Source organism: Chromobacterium sp., assembly GCF_041912965.1.
Taxonomy (GTDB): Bacteria; Pseudomonadota; Gammaproteobacteria; order Burkholderiales; family Chromobacteriaceae; genus Chromobacterium; species Chromobacterium aquaticum.
In genome coordinates this window covers 58,945-82,708 of sequence record NZ_JAYSGF010000010.1, presented here as the reverse complement: position 1 = coordinate 82,708, position 23,764 = coordinate 58,945, and the positions used below count along the sequence as shown (strand labels likewise).

26 protein-coding genes are annotated in these 23,764 nt (G+C 63.8%); 12 read left to right on the top strand and 14 right to left on the bottom strand.

Annotated features, from left to right (window positions below):
• The first annotated feature begins 255 nt into the window (after positions 1-255).
• Positions 256-768 carry an N-acetyltransferase family protein gene (locus ACE3QM_RS07585; protein ID WP_374421293.1) on the top strand — a complete coding sequence of 171 codons (513 nt, stop codon included), beginning with the start codon at positions 256-258 and terminating at the stop codon, positions 766-768.
• 98 nt (positions 769-866) lie between these two features.
• On the opposite strand, the gene ACE3QM_RS07580 is transcribed toward ACE3QM_RS07585, so the two are convergent.
• The 4 genes from ACE3QM_RS07580 to ACE3QM_RS07565 form a co-directional block, all read right to left on the bottom strand.
• On the bottom strand, positions 867-1,634 hold the full coding sequence (locus ACE3QM_RS07580; protein ID WP_374421290.1) for a hypothetical protein: 768 nt from the start codon (positions 1,632-1,634) through the stop codon (positions 867-869).
• A gap of 338 nt (positions 1,635-1,972) precedes the next feature.
• On the bottom strand, positions 1,973-3,325 hold the full coding sequence (xseA, locus tag ACE3QM_RS07575; protein WP_231462575.1) for an exodeoxyribonuclease VII large subunit: 1,353 nt from the start codon (positions 3,323-3,325) through the stop codon (positions 1,973-1,975).
• Between the two features lie 413 nt (positions 3,326-3,738).
• The gene (gene mfd, locus ACE3QM_RS07570) at positions 3,739-7,143 is read right to left on the bottom strand and encodes a transcription-repair coupling factor (RefSeq protein ID WP_374421288.1); all 3,405 of its coding nucleotides are present in this window, start codon (positions 7,141-7,143) and stop codon (positions 3,739-3,741) included.
• Positions 7,133-7,345 (bottom strand): hypothetical protein, encoded by a 213-nt coding sequence (locus tag ACE3QM_RS07565; RefSeq protein WP_374421286.1) that lies wholly within the window; start codon positions 7,343-7,345, stop codon positions 7,133-7,135. Before ACE3QM_RS07565 ends, mfd begins: the two co-directional genes overlap by 11 nt.
• A gap of 83 nt (positions 7,346-7,428) precedes the next feature.
• Between ACE3QM_RS07565 and ACE3QM_RS07560 the strand changes: the two genes are divergently transcribed.
• The 9 genes from ACE3QM_RS07560 to rplI all read left to right on the top strand — a co-directional run bounded on the left by ACE3QM_RS07560 (position 7,429) and on the right by rplI (position 15,720).
• On the top strand, positions 7,429-10,731 hold the full coding sequence (locus ACE3QM_RS07560) for an EAL domain-containing protein (RefSeq protein WP_374421284.1): 3,303 nt from the start codon (positions 7,429-7,431) through the stop codon (positions 10,729-10,731).
• Between the two features lie 68 nt (positions 10,732-10,799).
• Positions 10,800-11,555: a 23S rRNA (guanosine(2251)-2'-O)-methyltransferase RlmB gene (rlmB, locus tag ACE3QM_RS07555; protein WP_048410934.1), complete on the top strand. Its 756-nt coding sequence runs from the start codon at positions 10,800-10,802 to the stop codon at positions 11,553-11,555.
• Between the two features lie 178 nt (positions 11,556-11,733).
• Positions 11,734-13,227 (top strand): multicopper oxidase family protein, encoded by a 1,494-nt coding sequence (locus ACE3QM_RS07550; protein WP_374421282.1) that lies wholly within the window; start codon positions 11,734-11,736, stop codon positions 13,225-13,227.
• A gap of 107 nt (positions 13,228-13,334) precedes the next feature.
• Entirely contained in the window at positions 13,335-13,661 is a 327-nt protein-coding gene (locus ACE3QM_RS07545; protein ID WP_048410932.1) for a metal-sensitive transcriptional regulator, read from the top strand.
• Positions 13,662-13,686: 25 nt separating this feature from the next.
• Positions 13,687-13,989, top strand: a complete 303-nt coding sequence (locus ACE3QM_RS07540; protein WP_374421280.1) for a hypothetical protein — start codon at positions 13,687-13,689, stop codon at positions 13,987-13,989.
• A gap of 330 nt (positions 13,990-14,319) precedes the next feature.
• Complete coding sequence (rpsF, locus tag ACE3QM_RS07535; protein WP_048410930.1) at positions 14,320-14,697, top strand: 30S ribosomal protein S6; 378 nt, start codon at positions 14,320-14,322, stop codon at positions 14,695-14,697.
• 18 nt (positions 14,698-14,715) lie between these two features.
• Positions 14,716-15,015, top strand: coding sequence for a primosomal replication protein N (gene priB / locus ACE3QM_RS07530; RefSeq protein WP_048410929.1), 300 nt, complete (start codon positions 14,716-14,718; stop codon positions 15,013-15,015).
• 5 nt (positions 15,016-15,020) lie between these two features.
• A complete protein-coding gene (rpsR, locus tag ACE3QM_RS07525; protein WP_011137185.1) occupies positions 15,021-15,248 on the top strand; it encodes a 30S ribosomal protein S18 in 228 nt (75 codons plus the stop codon).
• Positions 15,249-15,270: 22 nt separating this feature from the next.
• Positions 15,271-15,720, top strand: a complete 450-nt coding sequence (rplI, locus tag ACE3QM_RS07520) for a 50S ribosomal protein L9 (protein ID WP_231462569.1) — start codon at positions 15,271-15,273, stop codon at positions 15,718-15,720.
• A 79-nt stretch (positions 15,721-15,799) separates the two neighbouring features.
• Here rplI and ACE3QM_RS07515 read toward each other — a convergent pair whose 3' ends face one another.
• Positions 15,800-16,135 (bottom strand): DUF2322 family protein, encoded by a 336-nt coding sequence (locus ACE3QM_RS07515; protein ID WP_374421274.1) that lies wholly within the window; start codon positions 16,133-16,135, stop codon positions 15,800-15,802.
• A gap of 539 nt (positions 16,136-16,674) precedes the next feature.
• Positions 16,675-17,226: a hydrolase gene (locus tag ACE3QM_RS07510; RefSeq protein ID WP_374421272.1), complete on the bottom strand. Its 552-nt coding sequence runs from the start codon at positions 17,224-17,226 to the stop codon at positions 16,675-16,677.
• Between the two features lie 173 nt (positions 17,227-17,399).
• Here ACE3QM_RS07510 and ACE3QM_RS07505 point away from each other — a divergent pair, with 173 nt between their 5' ends.
• Positions 17,400-17,903, top strand: a complete 504-nt coding sequence (locus tag ACE3QM_RS07505; RefSeq protein WP_048410925.1) for a GNAT family N-acetyltransferase — start codon at positions 17,400-17,402, stop codon at positions 17,901-17,903.
• A gap of 43 nt (positions 17,904-17,946) precedes the next feature.
• Here the strand turns inward: ACE3QM_RS07505 and ACE3QM_RS07500 are convergent, their stop codons facing one another.
• From ACE3QM_RS07500 to ACE3QM_RS07485, 4 genes are all read right to left on the bottom strand, one after another.
• Positions 17,947-18,114: a hypothetical protein gene (locus ACE3QM_RS07500; protein ID WP_197081514.1), complete on the bottom strand. Its 168-nt coding sequence runs from the start codon at positions 18,112-18,114 to the stop codon at positions 17,947-17,949.
• A 238-nt stretch (positions 18,115-18,352) separates the two neighbouring features.
• Positions 18,353-18,550, bottom strand: coding sequence for a hypothetical protein (locus tag ACE3QM_RS07495; RefSeq protein WP_231462567.1), 198 nt, complete (start codon positions 18,548-18,550; stop codon positions 18,353-18,355).
• A 147-nt stretch (positions 18,551-18,697) separates the two neighbouring features.
• Positions 18,698-18,862, bottom strand: a complete 165-nt coding sequence (locus ACE3QM_RS07490; protein ID WP_197081513.1) for a hypothetical protein — start codon at positions 18,860-18,862, stop codon at positions 18,698-18,700.
• Positions 18,863-18,891: 29 nt separating this feature from the next.
• Positions 18,892-19,059: a hypothetical protein gene (locus ACE3QM_RS07485; protein ID WP_197081512.1), complete on the bottom strand. Its 168-nt coding sequence runs from the start codon at positions 19,057-19,059 to the stop codon at positions 18,892-18,894.
• Positions 19,060-19,253: 194 nt separating this feature from the next.
• Here ACE3QM_RS07485 and ACE3QM_RS07480 point away from each other — a divergent pair, with 194 nt between their 5' ends.
• A complete protein-coding gene (locus ACE3QM_RS07480; RefSeq protein WP_231462565.1) occupies positions 19,254-20,153 on the top strand; it encodes a LysR family transcriptional regulator in 900 nt (299 codons plus the stop codon).
• Positions 20,154-20,351: 198 nt separating this feature from the next.
• On the opposite strand, the gene ACE3QM_RS07475 is transcribed toward ACE3QM_RS07480, so the two are convergent.
• The 4 genes from ACE3QM_RS07475 to grxD form a co-directional block, all read right to left on the bottom strand.
• Entirely contained in the window at positions 20,352-21,596 is a 1,245-nt protein-coding gene (locus tag ACE3QM_RS07475; protein ID WP_374421268.1) for a uracil-xanthine permease family protein, read from the bottom strand.
• Between the two features lie 115 nt (positions 21,597-21,711).
• Positions 21,712-22,344 (bottom strand): uracil phosphoribosyltransferase, encoded by a 633-nt coding sequence (gene upp, locus ACE3QM_RS07470; RefSeq protein WP_019100726.1) that lies wholly within the window; start codon positions 22,342-22,344, stop codon positions 21,712-21,714.
• Between the two features lie 137 nt (positions 22,345-22,481).
• Positions 22,482-23,294: an EAL domain-containing protein gene (locus ACE3QM_RS07465; protein ID WP_048410921.1), complete on the bottom strand. Its 813-nt coding sequence runs from the start codon at positions 23,292-23,294 to the stop codon at positions 22,482-22,484.
• 123 nt (positions 23,295-23,417) lie between these two features.
• The gene (gene grxD / locus ACE3QM_RS07460) at positions 23,418-23,729 is read right to left on the bottom strand and encodes a Grx4 family monothiol glutaredoxin (RefSeq protein WP_019100724.1); all 312 of its coding nucleotides are present in this window, start codon (positions 23,727-23,729) and stop codon (positions 23,418-23,420) included.
• Between the last annotated feature and the right edge of the window lie 35 nt (positions 23,730-23,764).

Below are 23,764 nucleotides of genomic sequence, written 5' to 3'. Positions count from 1 at the left end.
TTCGAAATGCTGATGTGCCACGTGTACATTCCGCTTTTTCAGCCGCAAGGCCTTGTCTCGTTCTTGCCCGCGAGACCTTGAACAGGCTCTTAGGGTTCAGGCTGACCCGGCGCCGTCAGCAGTTGTTCGAAAGCATTGTGTGCTTAGTGCATGTCCAAGCATCCGGCGGCAAGGGCGGAACAATGCGAATGGCGTTGCCGGATGTGGCAGCTTGGCTTAGGGTGGCTTCATCGCTCATTCACTGCCGGCATCGCCATGTCCTTGCTTCTCTCCGAATCTCCGTCATTGTTTCAAATCCGTTCCGCGCTGGCGCAGGATGCCGAAGGTTTGATCCAGCTGCATTTCCGCGCGGTGCAGGCGATAGCGTCATCATTCTACCCATCGCCAGTGCGCGCAGCCTGGTCGCCGCCGCCCAGTCCCGCGCGCGCCGCGTGGATGCGGCAGACGATTGCCGCTCCGGAACGGCGGGTGCTGCTGGCTGCGGCCGAGGGCCGCTTGGGCGGTTTCGCCATCTGCGCGCCGGAACAGGGCCTGATGCAGGCGCTGTACGTGGACCCGGCCTGCACCGGCCTGGGTTTGGGCCAGCGCCTGTTGGGCGCGGCGGAAGAGGCGATGCGGCAGGCCGGCTGTGCCCGCGTCACGCTCAAGGCATCGCTGAACGCATTGGGTTTTTACCAGGCCATGGGGTATAGGCTGGGCGCGGCGGCGCGGCAGCCGCTGGCCGATGGCGTGGAAATGGACTGCCGGGAGATGGACAAGGCTCTCTAGCTCAGTTTCCGGCTAGCCAATATCTGGCCCTTGGGCGTGTCGGAGCCGAGGTGTTCCGCGCAACGCTGCAAGGCACTGCTGAACGATGGTGAACCGGTTCAAGGGTGTTTCGTCGCGATATAGCTGCGGCAAAAGCGCGCGGTCATGCCGGCGATCAGCGCGCTGGCTTCGGCGATGTCGGTCATCACGCGCTTGGGCGGCGGGTTTTCCGACGCGCCGTGGCGCGCATAGATGCCGAGAATGCTGGTGTTGTTGCAGGCGGCGGTGAACAGGCTGAGCTGCTCCGGGTCGGCGAAGGCGTCGATGGCGGCGCCCATGGCCTTGGCATGGTGTTTGACGCTGTCCAGTATCTTGTACAAGGTGCTCCAGGTCAGCACTTTTTCCAGCGTGGTGCAGGTGGAAATCAGGCCCAGCAGGAAGAGCAGGTCGCGCAGATCGGGATCGCGCTTGCACAGGTAGAGCAGGTGGGACGGGTAGCGCTGGCGCGGGTTTTCGTAGCGGGTGTGGATCTGGTCTATCCTCGGGTTGCGGCTGAACGGGTGTTCTTCTATCTGTTGGGCGCTGATGGAGTGAAAGCCGCCGTCCTCGTGGGCGCTGAAGCCCAGAAACTGGATCGGCATGCTGTTTATATTGCCGGTGGCGGCGCGCAAGGCGCCGTTGAGCAGCAGTTGCAGGCTGTAGAGACGTTGGGAAACGTGCTCGGGATCGTCCAGTTCGTCGATATGGCGGGAATAGGCGTAGAACTGCATGCCGATGTGGTCGTTTTCATAGCCCAGGTCGATGTCGTTGCCGAAGAAGTTGTGGGCGAGATCGGGGTAGTAGCCGCCGGCGGCGACGGTGATTTCCCACTTGTGTACTGGCGACATGAGGCTTCCCTAGCGGAGACTGGAGGGGGCGGACGCGGGCCGCGCTAGGGGCCGGATGCTAGCATAGCTTGAACCCAAGCGCATAAATTGCTTGAGCCTGCGAGACTTTGGTCATGCCCGGCGCAGCATTGATTGGGGGGGAGGATGGCGCTTGAAGTTTTAAGCCCGGCGCCGGCGTTGCCGGCCCGGCATGGCAATGGTCTGCTATGGGCACACCGGGCAGTGGGAGGATGTCATGCTGGCGCTGGCTGAGCGTCCTCTTGGATATTTCTGATCGTAAGCGGCAATGGGGGTGTGCGGCTTTTCGCCGGCGCCCGCGTGCGCGGGCGCCGGCGGCGTCAGAACAAGCTGGGTTGCGCGCCTTGCGGATGCTCGATCACGGCCTCGGTGCTGCCTTCCGCCAGACGCAGGGAAACCCGCTCGTGGTTGCGCAGCTCGGCCGGGGATTTGACCGCGGTGCCATCCTGTTTCTGCACGATGGCGTAGCCGCGGGCGAGCACCGCTTCCGGATTGAGCGCCAGCAGGGTGGCGGCCAGGGTGTCAAGCTTCTGGGCCTGGCGGCTGAGCAAGTCCTGGCGCGCGCGTTGCAGCCGGCCTTGCAGCCGCTCCAGCGTCTGAGCTGTGTGCGCCAGATCCGGCCGGTGGCGTTGCAGCTTGCTGTCCGCTAGTTGCAGCGCCCAGCGCCGTTGTTCGAACAATCCGCCCAGCCGGCGTTGCAGCCGTTCTTGCTGGCGCTGCAGCGCCTCGCGCTGGCGCTGCAGTTTTTCTCCGGGGTGGGCCAGCCGGCGCGCCAGATAGTCCAGTTGCTGGGATTTGTCGGTGAGCAGACGGCCGAGCGCGCGCTCCAGACCGCGCTTGGCGGTTTCGAGCTGGGCGTTCAGGTGCTCGCGGCTGGGCGAGACCAGCTCCGCGGCGGCGGTGGGCGTGGGCGCGCGCTTGTCGGCGACGAAGTCGCAGATGGTGAAGTCGGTTTCATGGCCGACGCCGCTGACGGTGGGGATGGGGCTGGCGGCCACCGCGCGGGCGACGATTTCCTCGTTGAACGACCACAGGTCTTCTATGCTGCCGCCGCCGCGGCAGACGATGAGCACGTCCACTTCGCGCCGTTCGCCGGCGCGGCGGATGGCGTCGGCCACTTGCTGGGCGGAGCCTTCGCCCTGCACCTGGGCCGGGTAGAGAATCAGTGGGATGGCGGGCATGCGGCGGCGCAGCGTGCTGACCACGTCGCGCAGCGCGGCGGCGGCGGGCGAGGTGACGATGCCGATGGCGGCTGGGTGGGCCGGCAGCGGGCGTTTGCGCGCCGGGTTGAACAGGCCTTCCGCCTGCAGCTTGGCCTTGAGCTTTTCAAAGGCCTCGTACAGCCGACCCAGGCCGGCGGAGCGCATCTGGTCGACGTTGATCTGGAAGTCGCCGCGCGCCTCGTACAGGGTGACGGTGCCCTTGAGTTCCACTTGCATGCCTTCGGCCGGGCGGAACGGCAGCTGCGCCACCTTGCCGCGGAACATCACGCAGCGCACCTGCGCGCCGCCGTCTTTCAGCGAGAAATAGGCGTGGCCGGAAGCGGCCAGCGTGAGGTTGGAAATCTCGCCGCCTATCCACATCGGCGGCAGACCGCTTTCCAGCAGGTCGCGCGCCATACGGTTGAGGGAGGAGACGCTGATGACGTCGTTCTGGGGTGCGGTAAAAAACATGGTTGTCAAGTGATCCACAGCGGAGGGCGGAAAAAATTTTCAGATAAAGCAAGTTGCCGCGCGCGTTGCGTAGCGTTTGATATCTGTTAAAAACACAATAAAATCAATAACTTGATTGTTTTCTTATCCAGGATGGCATGCAGGTCGAAGCAGCCTGGATGCTGGCTTGAGAGCATATTTACACAGTTTTATCAACAAAGTTATCCACAGGGTTTTCGGTTTCAATCCAATGACAGTAATTTTTCCATAAAAAACAAGGATCAAGACGTTTTGCCTCAGAAACGCTGTCCTCGTTTGTCTTGATCTTGCTCAAGTAAGCGCTTTCTTCTTTCCTCTGGGCTGAATGCCGCTGGCTTGGGCGTGTCAGCCGTTTATGCCTTTGGCGTGACTGGCGGAGGGCTCCATATCAGGGTTTAGGCGCTCAATTCCTTCAGCAGTTCTTTCACCCTTACCACGCGCAGCGCCACATCGTCGATATTCGCCTCCACCCGCAGCTTGTCCTGGCCGGCCAGCTTGTAATTGCGCTTGGTCTGCAGCAGCTGGATGATCTTCATCGGGTCTATCGGCGGGTTCTTGATGAAATGAACCTGGATGGCCACTTCGCTGGCGTCCAGCTTTTGCACGCCCAGCGGCTTGGCCAGCAGGCGCAGGCGGTGGCTGTCTATCAGGGTCTTGACGGTTTGCGGCGGCAGGCCGAAGCGGTCTATCAGTTCTTCGTAGATATCGTCGATTTCCTGTTCGCTCTCGCAGGTGGCCAGCCGCTTGTACAGCACCAGCCGTTCGTGCACATCGGGGCAGTAGCCGTCCGGCAGCAGCGCCGGGCTATGCATATTGATTTCGGTGGTGACGCCCAGCGGCGCGTCCAGGTCCGGCGTGCGGCCTTTCTTGAGGTCGCGCACCGCTTGTTTGAGCATTTCGGTGAACAGCGCGAAGCCGACTTCCTGCATCTCGCCGGACTGGCCTTCGCCCAGCACTTCTCCGGCGCCGCGGATTTCCAGGTCGTGCATCGCCAGATAGAAGCCGGCGCCCAGTTCCTCGGACATCTGGATGGCCTCCAGCCGCTTCATCGCATCCTTGGTCATGCCGTCCGGCGTCAGCAGATAGGCGTAGGCCTGGTGATGGCTGCGGCCCACGCGGCCGCGCAACTGGTGCAGCTGGGCCAGGCCGAACTTGTCGGCGCGGTTGATCAGGATGGTGTTGGCGTTGGGGATGTCGATGCCGGTTTCTATGATGGTGGAGCACAGCAGCACATTGAAGCGCTGTTGTAGGAAGTCGCGCATCACTTGTTCCAGCTCGCGCTCGCGCAACTGGCCGTGGGCCACGCCGATGCGGGCTTCCGGCACCAGTTCCGCCAGCTTCTCCCGCATATTCTCTATGGTGTCCACCTCATTGTGCAGGAAGAACACCTGGCCGCCGCGCTTGAGTTCGCGCAGCACCGCTTCGCGGATCACGCCATTGGCAAGCGGGCTGACGAAGGTTTTCACCGCCAGCCGGCGGCTGGGCGCGGTGGCGATGACGGAGAAGTCGCGCAGCCCTTCCAGCGCCATCGACAGCGTGCGCGGAATCGGCGTCGCGGTCAGCGTCAGCACGTCGACATTGGCGCGCAGCCGCTTGAGCTGTTCTTTCTGGCGCACGCCGAAACGATGTTCCTCGTCGATGATGACCAGGCCCAGGTTCTTGAACTGGATGTCCGGCTGCACCAGTTTATGGGTGCCGATGACGATGTCGACGCCGCCGTCGGCCAGGCCGGCCAGCGCGGCCTTGCTTTCCTTGGCGCTGCGGAAGCGGGACAGCTCGGCGATTTTCACCGGCCAGTCGGCGAAGCGGTCGGAGAAGTTCTGGAAATGCTGTTCCGCCAGCAGGGTGGTGGGCACCAGCACCGCCACCTGCTTGCCGCCGAGGACGGCGACGAAGGCGGCGCGCAGCGCGACTTCGGTCTTGCCGAAGCCGACGTCGCCGCAGACCAGCCGGTCCATCGGTTTGCCGGAGCACATGTCCTGCACCACGGCTTCGATGGCGCTGGCCTGATCCGGAGTTTCCTCGAAGCCGAAGCCGGCGGCGAAGGCGTCGTAGTCGTGGTGGGACAGGTTGAAGCTGTGGCCTTCGCGCGCGGCGCGCTGGGCGTAGAGGTTGAGCAGCTCGGCGGCGGTGTCGCGGGCTTTTTCCGCCGCGCGCTTCTTGGCTTTCTCCCAGGCCGGGTTGCCCAGCTTGTGCAGGTGGATCTGGTCCGCCGCGCCGCCGGCGTAGCGGGAGATCAGGTGCAGCTGGCTGACCGGCACGTAGAGGGTGGCGCTGTCGGCGTATTCCAGCTGCATCAGCTCGGTTTCGCCTTCGCCCAGGTCCATGGACACCAGGCCGACGTAGCGGCCGATGCCGTGCTGTTCGTGCACCACCGGATCGCCGGCCTTGACTTCGGCCAGGTCGCGCAGCATGGAGTCGGAACCGGCGCGCGCGCTCTTGCGGCGGGTGTGGCTGCGCGCCACGTGCTGGTAGAGCTCGGATTCGGTGACCACGGCGATGCCGGCGTCGGACAGCACGAAGCCGGTATAGAGCGGGGCCACGGCCAGCGCCAGCGGCATGTCGCCGGCGAGGAATTCCGCCCAGTTGTCCACTGGACGCGGCTTGATGCCGTGCTCTTGCAGGAATTGATGCACGGTTTCGCGGCGGCCCAGGCTTTCCACCGTGATCAGGATGCGCTGCTGGCCGCCGCGGATGAAGGCGTCCAACAGATGTAGCGGGTTGTCGGCGCGGCGCTCCACCGCCAACGGCGGCAGCGGCGCGCAGTCGGCGGCCAGTTCGCCGTCGCCGGCCAGCTCGATGCGGGCATAGGGCTTGAGCCGCGCCATCAGTTCGTCCGGGCGCAGGAAGATGTCGGCCGGCGGCAGCACTGGGCGCTCGGTGTCGCCGCGCGCCATGTCGTAGCGGCCTTCCACGTCTTGCCAGAAGACGGTGGCGGCTTGCTGCACATCGTGGTGCTGCACGATCAGCGCGTCGTCGCCCAGGTAGTCGAACAGGGTGGCGGTGTCGTCGAAGAACAGCGGCAGGAAGTATTCGATGCCGGCCGGCCACAGGCCCTGGGACACGTCTTTATAGATTCGGCTCTTGCTGGGGTCGCCTTCGATGCGCTCGCGGTAGCGCTGGCGGAAGGCGGTGACGCCGCTGTCGTCGGCCGGGTATTCCCGCGCCGGCAGCAGGCGGATTTCCGGCACCGGGTACAGGGTGCGCTGATTGTCCGGATCGAAGGTGCGCAGGCTGTCGATCTCGTCGTCGAACAGATCGATGCGGTAGGGCAGCGCCGAGCCCATCGGGAACAGATCGATCAGGCCGCCGCGGATGGAGAACTCGCCCGGGGCCATCACCTGGGTGACGTGATGATAGCCGGCGGTGACCATATTGGCGCGCAGCTGTTCCACGTCCAGCCTTTGCTTGGCTTGCAGGAAGAAGGTGCGTCCCAGCAGGTAGCTGATCGGCGCCAGCCGCGTCATCGCGGTGCCTACCGGGGCGATGATCACATCGCATTCGCGCTGATGGATTTGCCATAGCGTGGCCAGCCGTTCGCTGACCAGTTCGCCGTGCGGGGAAAAGTGGTCGTAGGGCAGGGTTTCCCAGTCCGGCAGCAGGGCCACGCGCAATGCCGGCGCGAAGAACGGCGCTTCGGCTTGCAGGCGCTGCGCCGATTGCGCGTCGGCGGTGAGGATGAGCAGGGGGCGTCGCTCGGCGGCGAGGCGGGCGACGACGCTGGCGTCCAGGCCGGCGGGCAGGCGTCCGTGACGGGTTTTCTGGCTGGCGGGGGGAATCCGCGGGAGGTTATCCAACATGCAGCTTCACTGTTTTGGCGGTTACGGGCTTGGCGGTGTCGCGATTATAGCAGCCGTCCGTGATGGTCCGTTGCTTGGGCTTGCGCGCGCGGCGGCGGTTGGCGGAAAAGAGCTTGCGGGGTGAATATTTTTCATCGCCATTGTCTGGTTTGCGCGGACGATTGCATATATTGTATGTCAGCCGGGTGCTTTTGTTTTTCATTTGGCATGAATGTTGATAATACCTTGATGCGAAAATAATTTCGGCGCGCGGCGGGATGCCCGCGCGGATGGGGGCGGGGTGGAGTGACAGTCGGATCGGCCTGCCGGGACGCGGCGGTGTTTCTGGGGTTTCTGGCGTGCACGGCGTTCTGGCCGCGCGAGCCGGTATTGGGTTTTTCGCTGGCGGCGTTTCTGGCTCACGGCGTGTGGAGCTACCGCTTTTTGAGCCGTGGCTGGCGCCAAGCCTGGTGGTGGCCCTTGCCGGCCGCTGCCTTGCTGACATTGTGGTCGTCACCGCAATGGGCGGCTTTGTTGTTGATCAGCCTGTACGCGCTGGTGCCCGGCCTGTACGCGGCCGGTCTGCGCGGCGAGAAGGGGCTGGCGGTGCGCCAGCCGGCGGACCTGCTGCGGGTATTGCTGCGCCTGGCCTGCTATCCCTCGGTGCTGCTGGCCGGCCTGGCCGCCGGCGATGGCTGGCGCTGGTTCGGCATGGAGGGCTTGTGGTCGTGGGCGGCCCAGGCCTGGGGCGTGTCCGGCCTGGCGCTGTCCTTGTGCGTGCCGCCGGCCTTGTACGCGGCCGGCGCCGCGCCCACGCGGCGGCAGGCGCTGGAAACCGGCCTGATCATGGCCTTGGCCGGCGTGCTCTGGTTCAGCTTGCTGGGCAGCAGCGTCGCTTATTCGCTGCCTTGCCAGCTGGTGTTCTTCCCGCTGATGCTGTGGGCGGCCTTCCGTGTCGGCTTTCGCGGCGCGGCGTTGGTCGGCGCCTGGGTGGTGGCGTTGTTGTCGCTGTATGTGCTGGCGCCGCAATGGACCATGCACGCCAGCGTGCTCAACGGCGCCAGCGAGGTGGCGCTGACCCTGGCCTTGAGTTGCGCCACCCTGCTGGTGTCGGTGCTGGCCGACGGCCACCGTCAGAACGAGAACGCCTTGCGCGAGTTCCGCGCGCGGGTGGAGTCCCTGGTCAACAACAGTCCCAATATGATGTCGCTGAAAGGGCTGGACGGCCGTTTCCTGCTGGCCAACGCCGCCTATGCGCGGCGGGTGGGGCGCGCGCAGCAGGGCATGCAGGGGCTGACGGTGGAGGAGCTGTTCGACGGCATTGACGCCGCCCAGATCCGCGAGCAGGACGCGGTGGTGCTGTCCTGCCTGGAGCCGCGCCAGTTCGAGGAAAGCTTTCTGTTCAACGGCGTGCTCAGCCATCTGCTGGTCACCAAGTTTCCCTTGTTCGACGCCGATGGCCGCCCGGCCGGTGTCGGCAGCGTGGATACCGACATCACCCAGACCCGCCAGGCGCAGAAGGCCAAGCGCGAGGCGGAAGAGCGCTATCGCGCCTTGGTGGAGCAGTCGCTGGTGGGCATCTACATCCTGCAGGACGACAGGCTGGTGTACGCCAATCCCAAGCTGGCCGCCATTGTCGGCTACCCGCCCAAGGAACTGGAAGGCATGGGCCTGGAGCAGTTGCTGGTGCCGGGCGAGGCGGTGCGCATCCGTCAGCAGATCGTCAAGCGCTATCGCGAGAACATCGCGGTGCTGCAGTACGGCACGCGCGCGGTGCGCAAGGATGGCGTGGTGGTGGATGTGGAAATCCACAGCCGCTTGTTCGACTACGGGGGCAAGAAGGCCATCATCGGCGTGGTGATGGATATTTCCGAGCGCCTGGCGGCGGACGCCAATCTGCGGCTGGCTGCCAAGGTGTTCGAGAACTCGGCGGAAGGCATTCTGCTGATGGACGCCGAGGCGCGCATCATCGCGGTCAATCACGCTTTCAGCCGCATCACCGGTTATGCCGAGGCCGAGGCGCTGGGCAAGGTGTCGCGGATTTTCGGCGATCAGAAACAACTGGGCCGGCTGGCGATGCTGGAAGCGTTGGCCGACGGCGGCCACTGGCAGGGCGAGATGCTGGACCGGCGCAAGAACGGCGAATGGTATCCGGCCGAGCTGTCGATCTCGGCGGTGCGCGACGCCGGCGGCGAGCTCAGCAATTATGTGGCGGTGTTTTCCGACATCACCCTGCGCAAGCAAGCCGAGGAGCGCTTGCAGTTCCTGGCCAATCACGACCCGCTGACGCAGCTGCCCAACCGCAGCAGCCTGACCGCGCGGCTGGACGAGGCCATCATCAGCCTGGATTGCGTCAACGGCTCGCTGGCGCTGATGTTCATCGATCTGGACCGCTTCAAGCTGATCAACGACTCCTTCGGCCACCAGGCCGGCGACGAGCTGCTGCGCGAGACCGCGTTGCGCCTGCAACGCGCCGTCGGCGCGCGCGGCCTGCTGGCGCGGTTGGGCGGCGACGAATTCACCCTGCTGATGACCGGCTTCAAGGACGCCGCCGCGCTGGTGGCCGCCGCCGAGGACACGCTGGCGGCGCTGGGCCAGCCGCTGCGGCTGGAGAACCACGAAGTCTACGTCACCGGCAGCATAGGCATCAGCGTCTTTCCCAACGACGGCACCGATGCCCAGACCCTGCTCAAGAACGCGGACGTGGCGATGTACCGCGCCAAGGAAGCGGGCAAGAACACTTATCAGTTCTTCGCCGCGGAAATGAACACCCAGACCTTCGAGCGTCTGCTGCTGGAAAATGGCCTGCGCCTGGCGCTGGAGCGCGGCGAACTGGAGCTGCATTACCAGCCGCAGGTGGAAGCGCTCAGCCGCCGGGTGTTGGGGGCGGAGGCGCTGATCCGCTGGCGTCATCCGCAGCTGGGCCTGGTGCCGCCGGCCCGTTTCATTCCGTTGGCGGAGGAAACCGGCCTGATCAAGCCCATCGGCGACTGGGTGCTGCAAGAGGCTTGCCGCCAACTGGCGGTCTGGGACCGTCAGGGCGTGGCGGTGCCGCGGCTGGCGGTGAATCTGTCGGCGCGCCAGTTCGAACAGCAGTTGCTGCCGTTCAAGGTGGCGGAGGCGCTGCGCGCGGCGGGGTTGTCCGCGGCGCGGCTGGAGCTGGAAATCACCGAAAGCATGATCATGCAGAATCCCGTCGAGGCGGTGCGCCAGCTGGGCGAGTTGAAGGCATTGGGCGTGGGCCTGTCCATCGACGACTTCGGCACCGGCTATTCCTCGCTGTCCCACCTGAAGCGTTTTCCGCTGGATACCTTGAAGATCGATCAATCCTTCGTCGAGGGCCTGCCGGACGACGGCGACAACGCCGCCATCGCCGAGGCCATCCTGGCGCTGGCGCGCAAGCTGCAATTCCAGGTGGTGGCCGAGGGAGTGGAGCACGAGCGTCAGGCGCAGTTCCTCACCAGCAAGGGCTGCGCGGTGCTGCAGGGCTATCATTTCGGCCGCCCGGTGCCGGCGGCGGAACTGCCGGCCTTGCTCGCCGCCATCGCCGCCGCCGGCGAGCAGCGGCAACTGGCGCTGGCGTCCGGGGTGGAGGTGCTGGGCAGCTGAGCGCACGCCGGTTTTGCCCTCGGCGGCGGCGCGCTCTAAAATGGCGGGATTGTCATTCGAGAATCGCCATGAGCAACAAACGCCTGATCCACGGCTTTCACGCCATCAATGCCCGCCTGTGGCAGAACCCCAAGAGCCTGCTGGAGATCTGGCTGGCCGGCGGCCGCCACGACGCCCGCGCCAAGGCGGTGCTGGACAAGGCCGCCGAGGAAGGCATCAAGCTGCACATCGTCGACAAGGAGCGCCTGGACAGCATGAGCGGCAACGCCCGCCACCAGGGCGTGGCGGCGACGATAGACGCCAGCCGCAACTTCGTGCACCTGGACGACGTGCTGGACAATCTGAGCGAGCCGCCCTTGCTGTTGATCCTGGACGGCGTCACCGATCCGCACAATCTGGGCGCCTGCCTGCGGGTGGCCGACGCGATGGGCGCGCACGCGGTGATCGCGCCCAAGGACCGCTCCGCCGGCCTCAATGCCACTGTGTCCAAGGTGGCGTGCGGCGCCGCCGAGGTGATGCCCTATATCACGGTGACCAATCTGGCGCGCACGCTGCGCGACCTGAAGGACGCCGGCATCTGGATCGCCGGCACCACCATGGAAGCGGATACCGACCTCTACCACTGCGATGCCGCCGGCGCGCTGGCCTGGGTGATGGGCTCGGAAGGGGAGGGAATGCGTCGGCTGACCCGCGAGCATTGCGACGTGCTGGTGTCCATCCCGATGTTCGGCACCGTGGAAAGCCTGAACGTGTCGGTGTCCGCCGGCATGGTGCTGTCGGAAAGCCGCCGCCAACGCACGCTGGCCCAGGCCAAGGCCGATTGATCCCTGGCCGCCCGCACCGCCAAGCCCCCGTCCTCGGGGGCTTTTTCTTGGGCGCGGGGTTTGACTGTGATCAGATGCGAGCCTAAAAAAGTAGACAGAATACGGAACCGATCTGGCGCCGCCGTAGTCTTGTTGATACCTTACCTGGGTATCCTATTTGCGAGAGGGGAGTGCAGTGATGGATAGACGTGGATTCATCGGCGCCGGCGCGGCGTTGGCTCTGGTTCCGTTGTTGCGGCAGGCCTGGGCGGCAACGCCCGCGGCGGTGGATCATGCGGCGATGGGGCATGGCGTGATGGACGCCGAAACGATGCCGGCCGCGGCCGCTTTGGGCTTGCCGGCGGGCCTGGCTTTGCCGGCCCTGCCGCTGCTGCGTAATCAGAGCGCCTTGCCCGGCGTGTTCAGCGCGGCGCTCAGCGCCGGCGCGCAGGCCTTGCCCTTGTTGCCGGGCAAGCCCGCCACCGTGTTCTGGAGTTATAACGGCCAGGTGCCGGGGCCGGCGATAGAGGTGTTCGAAGGCGACGAGGTGCGCTTGCACTTCGAAAACCATCTGTCCCAGCCCACCACCATTCATTGGCACGGTTTGCCGATTCCGGCGGAACAGGACGGCAATCCGCAAGACCCGGTGCTACCGGGACAGAGCCGCGAATACCGCTTCACGCTGCCGGAAGACAGCGCCGGCAGTTACTGGTATCACCCGCACCCGCACGGCCATACTGCCGAGCAAGTGTATATGGGCCTGGCCGGCGTGTTCGTGGTCAAGAGCCGCAAGGACCCGCTGGCCCACTTGCCGGAGCAAAGGCTGGTGTTGTCGGACCTGAAGCTGGACGCCGACGGCAAGATCGCGGCCAATAGCGACGCCGATCGCATGGACGGCCGCGAAGGCCAGTTCCTGCTGGTCAACGGCGCCTGGCGGCCGCATCTGACGCTGGGCGTCGGCGAGCGCCAGCGCTGGCGGGTCTGGAACGCCAGCAGCGCGCGCGTGCTCAAGCTGGTCCTGCCCGGCCACGAACTGGAACTGGTGGGTAGCGACGGCGGCCTGCTGCAGCGGCCGCTCCGCGTGGACAGCGTGCTGCTGCCGCCCGGCGCGCGCGCCGAACTGGTGGTGACCGGACGCTTCGCGCCAGGTCACGGCGCCGGCCTGCTGGCCCTGCCGTATCGGCGCGGCAAGATGATGTCGGCCGAGCAGGAGGCGACGCTGAACCTGCTCAGCCTGCGGCAGGGGCCGGCGCGGAAGACCGCCGCGCTGCCGGCGCGGCTGCGCGAGATCGCGCCGCTGGGCGCGCCGGCGCTGCGGCGCAGGGTGGTGTTGTCCGAGGACATGGCCAATCCGCAGGCGATGTTCCTGATCAATGGCAAGACCTTCGACATGGAGCGGGTGGATTTCCACGGCAAGGTTGGCCAGGTGGAAGAGTGGGACATCGATAACCAGGCGGATATGGATCATCCCTTCCACATCCACGGCACCCAGTTCCAGGTGCTGGCGCGCCGCAACAACGGTGTCTGGCGCGAGGAATCCTTCCTGGCCTGGCGCGATGTGGCCAATGTCTCCGCCGGCGAGACCTTGCGGCTGCGTTTCCGCCAGGACATGCCGGGCCTGCGCATGTTCCACTGCCACATTCTGGAGCATGAGGATGCCGGGATGATGGGCATGCTGCGGGTGCAGCCCTAGGCGTCCGCGCGCAACTGCGTCACAATGAGCCGTGCTTCCGTCCGCCGCCGGCGGGCGGAACAAGGCTTGGGATGGTTTGGATTAGGGTTTGGAGATTCGGGATCGACATGACGCGAGAAAAAACGCCGGACGGCTGCTGCGAAGAGCTGGCGCAGCTTTCCGACAAAACCGTGGTGCAGCCGGGCAAGGCGGCGCTGATCAAACGGCTGGCGCGCATCGAGGGCCAGGTGCGCGGCATCAGCGGCATGGTGGAAGCGGACCGCTACTGCGTGGACATCCTGACCCAAGTGGCGGCGGTGAAGTCGGCGCTGGACGCGGTGTCCATGCAATTGCTGGAAAACCATATGAAGGGCTGTGTGACGCGGGCGCTGCAGCAGGGCGACGCCACCGGAATGGTCACCGAACTGATAGACGTGGTCAAGAAAGTGCGCTGATCGGCGCACGATGAAGGATGCCAATATGAAACGCGTGCTTGCCGGCCTGCTATTGGCCGCTTCGACGCTGGCCACGGCCGCGCCCATCCCGTTCGAGGTGTATATCAAGTTGCACAACGGCATGTCCGAGGCCGAGCTGGTGTCCCAGGCCGGCGCGCCGGATTACAGCAGCGACGGCCCGACCACCAAGACCAAGAGCGCGACGGGAGTGACCGAGTCCAATACCCGCGCGCTGTCCTGGATCGCCGACGACACCATTCCGTACACCACCACGGTGACGTTACGCAATGGCGTGGTGGTGGATATCACGCGCGACAAAAAACTCTGAGAACCTGTTCAGAGTCCGCTGCGCGTAGACGATGCGGCCTTGAAAACATCTTCAGAACCGCTCATATGCACACGAGTGCATTCCTATGTTTTAGCCGTTTTCACCTATCCCGCTCTTGCGCGCCAGGTTTAGAACAGGGTCTGATGCCCTGTTTGGCGAGACGCGGGCTGACGCCAAGTCGTTGCCTGCGCCACAGAGTCACGACCACGCGGCGCGGAAGCCCCTGATTTATTTGCTTGCGGTGGTTTAAGCGCGTAGAATGCTGCGGTTTCAACCCCTTGCCTTTTGCAACTGCATGGCAAAAGGCTTCAATAGCCACAAGGAGTTAACATGCGTCATTACGAAATCGTGTTCATCGTCCACCCGGACCAGAGCGAACAGGTTCCGGCCATGATCGAGCGCTACAAGGGCATGGTTCTGGCCGCTGAGGGCAAGATCCACCGTCTGGAAGACTGGGGCCGCCGTCAACTGGCTTACCCGATCCAGAAGCTGCACAAGGCTCACTATGTTCTGATGAACGTAGAGTGCCAGTCCGAGACCCTGGCCGAAATCGAACACGCCTTCAAGTTCAACGACGCTGTTCTGCGTCACCTGACCATCAAGCTGGAGCGCGCGGTTACCGAAGCGTCCCCGATGATGAAGGACGAAAAGGCCAAGAACCTGCTGGACGCCCAGCAGCCGGCAGCCGAGGCTGAAGCTTCCGCCTAATCGGCGAGGAGCGAGGTCTTGCAGAACCGTCTGGTACTGACCGCCACGGTCGACCGCGAGGATGCGCTGAGATACACCCCCGCCGGCTTGCCGGTGCTGGAAATGTGGCTCAAGCATCAGTCCAGACAGACAGCTCACGGTTTTGATCGGGATGTGGCCTGCGAAATACAGGCCGTGCTGATAGGCGAAGAAGCCCGGAAGTTTTCCGGGAAACTGGCGGGAAACACGGTGAATCTCACCGGCTTTCTGTCCCAGCGCAGCCTCAGGAATCCGCGGTTGGTACTCAATATCGAATATGTTGAATTTGTAAAAGGTTAGTCAAAATGGCTCGTCAACTCTTCAAGCGCAAGAAGTTCTGCCGCTTCACGGCAGAAGGCATCAAGGAAATCGACTACAAATCCGTTGATCTCCTGAAAGACTTCATCGCCGAAAACGGCAAAATCATTCCGGCTCGCATCACCGGCACCAAGGCCCGCTACCAGCGTCAGCTGACCACTGCTATCAAGCGTGCTCGCTTCCTGGCCTTCCTGCCGTACACCGACCAGCACTAAGCCGGGAAAAGGAACTTAAAAGATGCAAATCATTCTGCTCGAAAAAGTTGCCAACCTGGGTCAACTGGGTGATGTGGTTAAAGTCAAGGATGGTTACGGCCGTAACTTCCTGATCCCGCAAGGCAAAGCCAAGCGCGCTACCGAAGCCAACCTGAAACAGTTCGAAGCTCGTCGCGCCGAACTGGAAGCCAAGCAAGCCGAGATCCTGGCCGATGCCAAGGTCCGTGCCGAGAAGCTGAACGAAGCCGTTGTCACCATCGCTCAGAAAGCCGGCGTTGACGGCCGTCTGTTCGGTTCCGTGACCAACGCCGACGTGGCTGAAGCCGTGACCGCCTTCGGCGTTGCGGTTAAGCGCGCCGAAGTTCGCCTGCCGAACGGCCCGTTCAAGGCCATCGGCGAGTACGACATCGAGATCGCTCTGCATCACGACGTCGTGACCCCGATCAAGATCGTGGTGGTTGCCGAAGCTTAATTCCTGCTTTCAGGAACGCTTTAACAAAAAGCCCGCTCATTCGAGCGGGCTTTTTGTTTGCGCGCGCTGGCGCGCGGCGTCAATCGTCCTGGCTCAGCACCAGGCGCGCGCGCAGGCCGGGGGCGTCGGCCTCGGCGATGGACAGCAGGCGGTCGATATTGGGATGCTTGCCCGGGTTGGCGCGCGCGTCCGGCGTGTGTTCGGCGTACAGTTCCAGACCTTCGCGCGCGGCCTTGCGGTCGATGTGACCGTGGCGCTTGATCAGCGCGTGATAGACGCGGACCGAGCCGGCGCTGCCGGGCTGATTGTCCAGGCGGCCGACCGGCTCGCCCTTGGCGTTCAGCAGCACGATGGCGTGGATGTCGTCGACGGCGGGCAGGGTGTTGAGGATGTCCTTGAAAGCGCTTGCTTGCATGATGTGGTTTCCTATTGTCTTTTTCGTGGCGGGCCGATGGCTGCGGTCCGTTGGCTGGGGGCGCAAGGCGGGCTGGTCCTGGCGCGCCTTGATGTTAGGCGCGCGCCGATTGGATAAAGTTCGTCGGGCGCGCAATGAATGCACATTTTTGGTGCGGCCTGCCTTGTATTGGTGCAGGTTTTGCCGCCGCAGCGCCCATTAAAGCATGGCTATGCTGGCATTGTGTTGCGAATTTGTTAAGCAATCAACGGCTTGGCGTTGAACTGTTAACTTGGCACGACAATTGCTATTTATAAAGCGATCTGGTGACGCCAGGGCATGGCCCGGCGTCTCGCGCCAGTCTCCAAAGGGGATAAGAGAGCGGCACAGCCGCCTTGGATCGGGGTCGATCGGCGAAGCCGGCGACCCCGTTTCGCTTTCAGCGCCTGCGCAAAGTCTCGCGCGTTAGATCGAGACAAGGCGCTGCGGCTGAGAAAGCGGAATGCACGCGTGGCGCATGGGCATTTCGAAGCCGTGCGCAACAGGCTTTGAACCGGTTTTCAGGGCTGTTCGCCCATCAGGTAGCACTGGCTCATCCGTTTGAAATGGTCGCCGCCGGCCTGGCGCAGGCACTCGAACAAGACCATTTCCTTGCTGACGATGACGGCGCCGGCGTCGCGCATCCGCTGCAGGCCCAACTCGATGTCGGAAGCCTTGCGGCTGGACACCGCGTCCGCCACCACGAATACCTGTTTATCCAGCTCCAGCAATTCCAGCACGGTCTGCAATACGCAGACATGGGCTTCCATGCCGCAGACGATCACCTGCGGCCGGGATAAGACGGCTTCCGGCAGACAGTTGGCGGCGACGCAGGAAAAATGGGTTTTCTCCACCACGGTCGGCGCCGGCGCTTGGGCCAGCAGTTCCGGCAGCGTGTGTCCCAGGCCGCGCGGGTATTGCTCGGAAAACACCACCGGCACGCCGTTGTCGCCGGCCACGCCTATCAGCCAGCGACAGCACGCCGCCATGCCGGCGGCGTCCACCACCGCCGGCGCCAGCTTTTCCTGAACATCCACCACCAGCAGGCTGGCCAGCTCCTTGTGCATCAGCATAAATGCGCTCCTTAGAGGTGTTGAGAGGGCTTGTCGCAACGTATCAGGATACCTGTTTTGGCCGGGACTTGCGCCGCGCTGAAATCACTTTGTCATTTCCTCTTGCCGGGCTCGCCCGATTCCGCTGATGATGAGGAATGGATTGAATCGCGATAATCGACAGGAGATGAATTGTGCAGGAACTGCGTATCCGGAAAGTGGAGCCAGAAGATGCGTCCGCCTTGGCGGCGATGATGGTATTGGAGCCGGTGGTGGCCAATACATTGCAACTGCCCTATCAATCGGTCGAGGACTGGCGGCGGAAACTGGCGCAAACGCCGCCACATGTGCATTCCCTGGTGGCCTGTAACGCCGAAGGGCGGGTGATAGGCAATGCCGGCCTGATAGGTAACGAGCGTCCGCGCATCCGGCACGCGGCCAGCCTGTTCATCGTGGTGCACCCGGACTGGCATGGTCGCGGCGTGGGATCGGCCTTGCTGCGGGCCTTGCTGGAACTGGCCGACAACTGGCTGGGGCTGCTGCGGGTGGAGTTGGCGGTGGTGCATGACAACGAGCCGGCGATCGCGCTGTACCGCAAGTTCGGTTTCGAGCTGGAAGGACGGCGGCGGATGGAGCAACTGCGCGCCGGTCGCTATGAGGACACCTTGATCATGGCGCGGCTGCGCCGGCCGGAATGACAAAGCGCCTGCGTAAGCAGGCGCTGGCCTGGCGTTGCTGGGTTTATTTGCCGGAGGCGTCTTGCGCCTGCGGCGCCTGTTGTTGCTGTCCTTGCAGTTGCGCATCCATGCGCGCGCGCATTTCCCACATATTGGAGAGTCCTTCGCCCGCCAACGCGGCGCTGGACAGCAGGATCAGGGACAGAGTGGTCAGTACGGTTTTCTTCAGCATGATGTTTCCTTTCATGACAGATTGACCGGTCGACCGGTGCGGCGCTGAGCGTCGACGGGGTCGGCTGCGGGCCTGGCAAAGCCCGCCGCGATGACGGCTGGTTTTGCTCTTGAATTCTAGTGAATGCCGACGGCTTGTCTGCTGAAAGCAGGTGGCAATTTGCTAAGGAATATGTGCCGCCCAGGCTTGGCGGCGCGGCCCTTCGCCGCGATAGCGGCGGAAGGGCGCGATATCGGCATCAGCTCTTGCTGCCGGCGTTGTCCTGCTGGGTGCTGGCTTGTTGCTTGCTGTCCTGCTGGACAGCGGCCTGCTGGGCTGCGATCTGGGCATCCATGCGCGCGCGCATTTCGCGGGCATTGCTGGCGCCTTCGCCGCCGGCCATGGCGGCGCCGGACAATAGCAGCAGGGACAGCGTGCTCAGTATGGCTTTTTTCATGATGGTTTCCTTTCGCGACGATCTTGCCCGCATGGGCCGGTTTGCGGCGGCTTGGGCTTGAGTCGATATTCTATGGCGAGCCTGGGCGCCGTGCGGTAAACGATTGTGCGGGTGTGCTAATGAGTTTTGATCGCGTTTACAATGTGCTTATTTGCCGGCTTGGGCGGTTTGCGCCGGGGCCTGCTTGGCGGCGATCTGGGCCTGCATGCGCTCGCGCATTTCGCGGGCATTGCTGGCGCCCTCGCCGCCGGCGGTGGCGGCGCCGGACAATACGATCAGGGACAGGGCGGCGATTACGGTTTGTTTCAGCATGGGGAATTCCTTGTAAAGTGTAGGTTCGCTTATTTGGCTTGCGGAGCCTGGGCCGGGGCTTGCGCCTGCTTGGCGGCGATCTGGGCCTGCATGCGCTCGCGCATTTCACGGGCGTTGCTGGCGCCTTCACCGCCGGCGGTGGCAGCGCCGGACAACACGATCAAAGACAGGGCGGCAATAAGGGTGTGCTTCAACATGGTCAAAATCCTTGTGTGATTGAGTGGCTTGGCGGCGGAGAAGATGTTCAAAATGCTAGAATCGTCTCGCTTCACCGCTAAGTGGTCGTATCGCCTTGTTTGGCGGGCTGTGCGACTTAGTGACTGAATCTTAAGGATGTTTTCCCGCTGCAGATAGCGGAATGATTTGCACTGAACCATCAGTAAATTTGAATATGAAACTATCACTCGACGCTTTGCTGGTGCTGGACGCCATCGACAACCACGGCAGCTTCGCCGCCGCCGCGGACGCCTTGTTCCGGGTGCCGTCAGCGGTTACCTATACCGTGCAGAAACTGGAGCAGAGCCTGGGCGTGCAGATCTACGATCGCAGCGGCCACCGCGCCCGGCTGACGCCGGCCGGCGAGCGCCTGCTGCGAGACGGCCGTCATTTGCTGGACGCGGCGCGCCAGCTGGAACTGCGCGTCAGCAAGCAGGCTCAGGGCTGGGAGCACCAGTTGCGCATCGTGATCGGCGATCTGGTGGACTTCGCCCAGGTGATTCCCTTGATCGCGGAATTCGATCAACTGGCCTCGGCGACGCGGCTGATTTTCCGCAGTGAGATTTTCGGCGGCACTTGGGACGCCTTGTACGACGACCGCGCCGACCTGGTGATAGGCGCGCCCAATATGCCGCCGCCCGGCGATTATTTCACCCGCACCATAGGCAGCTATGATTTCGTGCTGGTGGTGGCCGCCGGCCATCCGCTGACGACGGAGGACAAGCCCTTGCCGCCGCATGTGCTGCGTCAGCACCGCGCGGTGGCGATAGGCGACACCTCGCGGCGCTTGCAGCCGCGCACCGGCGGTTTGCTGGATGGACAGGAGGTGCTGACCGTGCACAGCAGCCGCGCCAAGCTGGACGTGATCCTGGCCGGCCTGGGTAGCGGCTATCTGCCGCGTTCCATGGTGGGCCCTTATCTGGCCAGCGGTGAACTGGTGGCCAAGGAGGTGGCGGAGGATAGCCCGGACCACCAGATGTGTTTCGCCTGGAAGCAGGCGCAGCCGGGCAAGGCTTTGCAGTGGTTCATCCAACGGCTGGAACGGGCGGTGGAGGCGGGTGAGCTGAGGCCGTGAAAAAGCCGGCGTCCGCGAGGATGCCGGCTGGATGGGCTCAATTGCGAGCGGGTTCTTAGAGCCTGTTTACGATCTCGCGAGCAAGAGCGAGACAAGGCGGAAATGACCGAAGAAGCGGAATGTACATAGGGTACATGAGCATTCTGAGGTCATTTCCAACGCCGTATCGCGGAAGCGCAGCAGATCGTAAACAGGCTCTTACACGTCCTGGCCCTCGACGATGCCGTCATGGCTGGCGGCGCGCTTGGGCAGCAGCAGGTTCAGCACGATGGCCAGCAGCGAGCACAGGCCGACGCCGGCCAGTTCGAAATCGCCCAGCTTCAGGCTGAGTCCGCCGATGCCGGCGGTGAGCACCACCGAGATGATCACCAGATTGCGCGGTTCCATCAGGTCCACCTTGGCCTCGATCAGGGTTTTCAGGCCGATGGAGGCGATAGTGCCGAACAAGAGCACCATGATGCCGCCCATCACCGGCAGCGGGATGGATTGAAGCAGCGCGTTGAACTTGCCGAAGAAGGCCATGGCGATCGCGAACAGCGCGGCCCAGGTCATGGTGACCGGGTTGAAGTTGCGGGTGATCATTACCGCGCCGGTCACTTCGGCGTAAGTGGTCACCGGCGGGCCGCCGATCAGGCCGGCCACGCAGACGCCCAGGCCGTCGCCGGCCAGGGTGCGGTGCAAGCCCGGCGACTTGGTGTAGTCCTTGCCGGTGACGCCGCCTATCGCCATCACGCCGCCGATGTGCTCGATGGCCGGCGCAATGGCCACCGGCAGCATGAACAGCGCGGCCGCCCAGTTGACTTCCGGGCTGTGGAAGGCCGGCATCGCGAACCACGGCGCGGCGGCCAGCTTGGCGAAGTCCACCACGCCGAACAGCGCGGCGGCGATATAGCCGACGATGACGCCGGCCAGAATGGGCACCAGTTTGAACAGGCCGCGCGCGAAGATGGAGACCACGATGGTGGTGCTCAGCGAGATCGCCGCCAGCAGCATCGACACGCCATAAGGCGTCGCCTGCTTGCCGCCGGCCAGGCCCATCGCCATGCCGGATGCGGCGGTGGCCACCGACAGGCCGATGATCATGATCACCGGGCCTATCACCACCGGCGGCAGCAGTCGGTTGACGAAGTCCATGCCGCGCCAGCGGACCACGGCGGCGAACAGGAAGTACATGAAGCCGGCGCAGAACAGGCCGAACAGCGTCGCGCCCTGGCCCCAGGTGTGCATCGAATAGATGATGGGGCCGATGAAGGCGAAGGAGGAGCCCAGGAAGATGGGTACCTGGCGACGGGTGCATAGCTGGAACAGCAGGGTGCCGACGCCGGCGCCCAGCAGCGCCATCGCCGGATTGAGGCCGGTCAGCAGTGGCACCAGCACCAGCGCGCCGAAGGCGACGAACAGGATCTGGGCGCCGGACACGGCCAGTTTCAGTTGTTGGAACATGCGAGATTTCCTCTGGTCGTTTCTATTGGTTTTTTTGGGGTGCGGCGGCTTGCGCGCGGGCGCAAAAAAGCGCCGCTTCCGGTAATGGGAGCAGCGGCGCTGGATGGGCTCATGATCAGGCTTGCTTGGTGCCGAAGATCTTGTCGCCGGCGTCGCCGAGGCCGGGGATGATGTAGCCGTGCTCGTTCAGGTGGCTGTCGAGCGAGGCGGCGTAGATTTGCACGTCCGGGTGGGCGTCGTTGACGATCTTCACGCCTTCGGGCGCGGCCACCATCACCACCGCCTTGATCTGCTTGCAGCCATTGCGCTTGAGCAGGTCTATGGTGGCGACCAGGGAGCCACCGGTGGCCAGCATCGGGTCGATGATGATGGCGATGCGCTCGTCCAGATTGCCGACGAATTTCTCGAAGTAGGACACCGGTTCCAGCGTTTCTTCGTTGCGGGCCAGGCCGACCACGCTGATCTTGGCGGAGGGCACCAGGTCGAGCACGCCGTCCAGCATGCCGATGCCGGCGCGCAGGATGGGGACCACGGTGACTTTCTTGCCCTTGATCTGCTGGACGTCGATCTTGCCGCACCAGCCATCTATGGTGACGCTTTCCAGTTCGAAGTCGCGGGTGGCTTCATAGGCGAGCAGGCGCGCCAGTTCCTGGGTCAGCTGGCGGAATTTCATGGTGCTGGTATCGGCTTCGCGCAGCAGGCCGAGTTTGTGTTGCACCAGCGGGTGCTGGACGACGGTGATGTTCATGAGACGTTCCCATACCTTGGCAAAGAGCTGCTTTCGGCGCGGGCGCGCCGAAAGCAGCTCTTGGTATTAATTATGAAACCGGCAGCCTTCATTGCTATCGGGCTGCCAGTGCGGGGTATTTGGTATGGGGCGGTATTTTACCCCTTTTCCCATTCCGAAATCCACTGCAAGAATTCCGCGGCGGCGCAGGGCGCGCTGCAGATATAGCCCTGTACCGCGTCGCAGCCCAGCTCGGTCAGCGTGGCCAGGTCGGCGCTGTCCTCCACGCCTATGGCCACGGTGGTGAGGCCGGCGGCCTTGGCCAGGCCGAAGTCCTCGCGCAATATGGCCTGTAGGTGCTGGTTGGTGTTGACGCCCTGCACGAAGGCGCGGTCCACCTTCAGCATGCTGAAATGGCTGCTCAGCAGCTTGTCGGTCAGGGTGACGCCGATGCCGAATTCGTCTATGCCGGTGCCGAAACCGGCCGCGCGTAGTTGGGCCAGCTTGGCGTCGGCCTTGAGCCAGTGCTGACGCAGCGTGGATTCGGAAAATTCCAGCGTCAGTTTGGCCGGCTCCAGTCCCAGGATGCGCACTTTCTGCAGCAGTTGATCGCACAGGCTGTCATCTTCCAGCGACATAGAGGTCAGGTTGATGCTGACCGGGATGTCGTGGCCGCGCTCCTGCCAGTCGCTGCAGGCGTACAGCGATTTCTCCAGTATCAGTTCGGTCAGCTCGCGTATCATGCCGCGCTCTTCCATCGCCGGCACAAAGCTGACCGGCGACAGCACGCCCAGCGCCGGGTGCTGCCAGCGCGCCAGCGCTTCGGCCGCGATCACCTTGCGGCTGGCGATATCGACTATGGGTTGGAACCAGGGGATGAGCTGATCGTTGACCAAGGCGCGCCAGATTTCCTCTATCGGCATGGCGTTGGCGGGTACGGAGACGGGGGAGTGGTCCTGATGTGTCGGCATGAGTTGGCTAGGGCGCGCGGATATCACCCTGATTGTATGACATGCTTAATGTTTTCGAAACGCGAAATGCCGTGGCAAAAATAAAGGTCCCGGCCGGAGCCGGGACCTTGGCGGGACACTGAATCACAGGTCTTTCAGCAATTCCTGCAGTTCGCCGTTCTGGAACATCTCGTACATGATGTCGGAGCCGCCGACGAATTCGCCCTTCACATACAGCTGCGGAATGGTCGGCCAGTTGGAGAAGTCCTTGATGCCCTGGCGGATGTCTGCGTCCTGCAGCACGTCCACGGTGACGAACTGTTCCAGGCCACAGGCCTTGAGAATCTGCACCGCGCGGGAGGAAAAACCGCATTGCGGGAATTGGGCCGAGCCCTTCATGAACAGCACCACCGGGTTGTCGGTCACGGTTTGCTGGATGGTTTGTTGCGCGCTCATCTATGGTCCTTGCTGGGATTGTTAATCTGGCTGCG

What these genes read in the sequence shown, in the direction of transcription:
- ACE3QM_RS07585 (WP_374421293.1), top strand. Translation starts at nt 256, where the DNA reads ATGTCCTTGCTTCTCTCCGAATCTCCGTCATTGTTTCAAATCCGTTCC.
- ACE3QM_RS07580 (WP_374421290.1), bottom strand. Translation starts at nt 1,634, where the DNA reads ATGTCGCCAGTACACAAGTGGGAAATCACCGTCGCCGCCGGCGGCTAC.
- xseA (WP_231462575.1), bottom strand. Translation starts at nt 3,325, where the DNA reads ATGTTTTTTACCGCACCCCAGAACGACGTCATCAGCGTCTCCTCCCTC.
- mfd (WP_374421288.1), bottom strand. Translation starts at nt 7,143, where the DNA reads ATGTTGGATAACCTCCCGCGGATTCCCCCCGCCAGCCAGAAAACCCGT.
- ACE3QM_RS07565 (WP_374421286.1), bottom strand. Translation starts at nt 7,345, where the DNA reads ATGAAAAACAAAAGCACCCGGCTGACATACAATATATGCAATCGTCCG.
- rlmB (WP_048410934.1), top strand. Translation starts at nt 10,800, where the DNA reads ATGAGCAACAAACGCCTGATCCACGGCTTTCACGCCATCAATGCCCGC.
- ACE3QM_RS07550 (WP_374421282.1), top strand. Translation starts at nt 11,734, where the DNA reads ATGGATAGACGTGGATTCATCGGCGCCGGCGCGGCGTTGGCTCTGGTT.
- ACE3QM_RS07545 (WP_048410932.1), top strand. Translation starts at nt 13,335, where the DNA reads ATGACGCGAGAAAAAACGCCGGACGGCTGCTGCGAAGAGCTGGCGCAG.
- ACE3QM_RS07540 (WP_374421280.1), top strand. Translation starts at nt 13,687, where the DNA reads ATGAAACGCGTGCTTGCCGGCCTGCTATTGGCCGCTTCGACGCTGGCC.
- rpsF (WP_048410930.1), top strand. Translation starts at nt 14,320, where the DNA reads ATGCGTCATTACGAAATCGTGTTCATCGTCCACCCGGACCAGAGCGAA.
- rpsR (WP_011137185.1), top strand. Translation starts at nt 15,021, where the DNA reads ATGGCTCGTCAACTCTTCAAGCGCAAGAAGTTCTGCCGCTTCACGGCA.
- rplI (WP_231462569.1), top strand. Translation starts at nt 15,271, where the DNA reads ATGCAAATCATTCTGCTCGAAAAAGTTGCCAACCTGGGTCAACTGGGT.
- ACE3QM_RS07515 (WP_374421274.1), bottom strand. Translation starts at nt 16,135, where the DNA reads ATGCAAGCAAGCGCTTTCAAGGACATCCTCAACACCCTGCCCGCCGTC.
- ACE3QM_RS07510 (WP_374421272.1), bottom strand. Translation starts at nt 17,226, where the DNA reads ATGCTGATGCACAAGGAGCTGGCCAGCCTGCTGGTGGTGGATGTTCAG.
- ACE3QM_RS07500 (WP_197081514.1), bottom strand. Translation starts at nt 18,114, where the DNA reads ATGCTGAAGAAAACCGTACTGACCACTCTGTCCCTGATCCTGCTGTCC.
- ACE3QM_RS07495 (WP_231462567.1), bottom strand. Translation starts at nt 18,550, where the DNA reads ATGAAAAAAGCCATACTGAGCACGCTGTCCCTGCTGCTATTGTCCGGC.
- ACE3QM_RS07490 (WP_197081513.1), bottom strand. Translation starts at nt 18,862, where the DNA reads ATGCTGAAACAAACCGTAATCGCCGCCCTGTCCCTGATCGTATTGTCC.
- ACE3QM_RS07485 (WP_197081512.1), bottom strand. Translation starts at nt 19,059, where the DNA reads ATGTTGAAGCACACCCTTATTGCCGCCCTGTCTTTGATCGTGTTGTCC.
- ACE3QM_RS07480 (WP_231462565.1), top strand. Translation starts at nt 19,254, where the DNA reads ATGAAACTATCACTCGACGCTTTGCTGGTGCTGGACGCCATCGACAAC.
- ACE3QM_RS07475 (WP_374421268.1), bottom strand. Translation starts at nt 21,596, where the DNA reads ATGTTCCAACAACTGAAACTGGCCGTGTCCGGCGCCCAGATCCTGTTC.
- upp (WP_019100726.1), bottom strand. Translation starts at nt 22,344, where the DNA reads ATGAACATCACCGTCGTCCAGCACCCGCTGGTGCAACACAAACTCGGC.
- ACE3QM_RS07465 (WP_048410921.1), bottom strand. Translation starts at nt 23,294, where the DNA reads ATGCCGACACATCAGGACCACTCCCCCGTCTCCGTACCCGCCAACGCC.
- grxD (WP_019100724.1), bottom strand. Translation starts at nt 23,729, where the DNA reads ATGAGCGCGCAACAAACCATCCAGCAAACCGTGACCGACAACCCGGTG.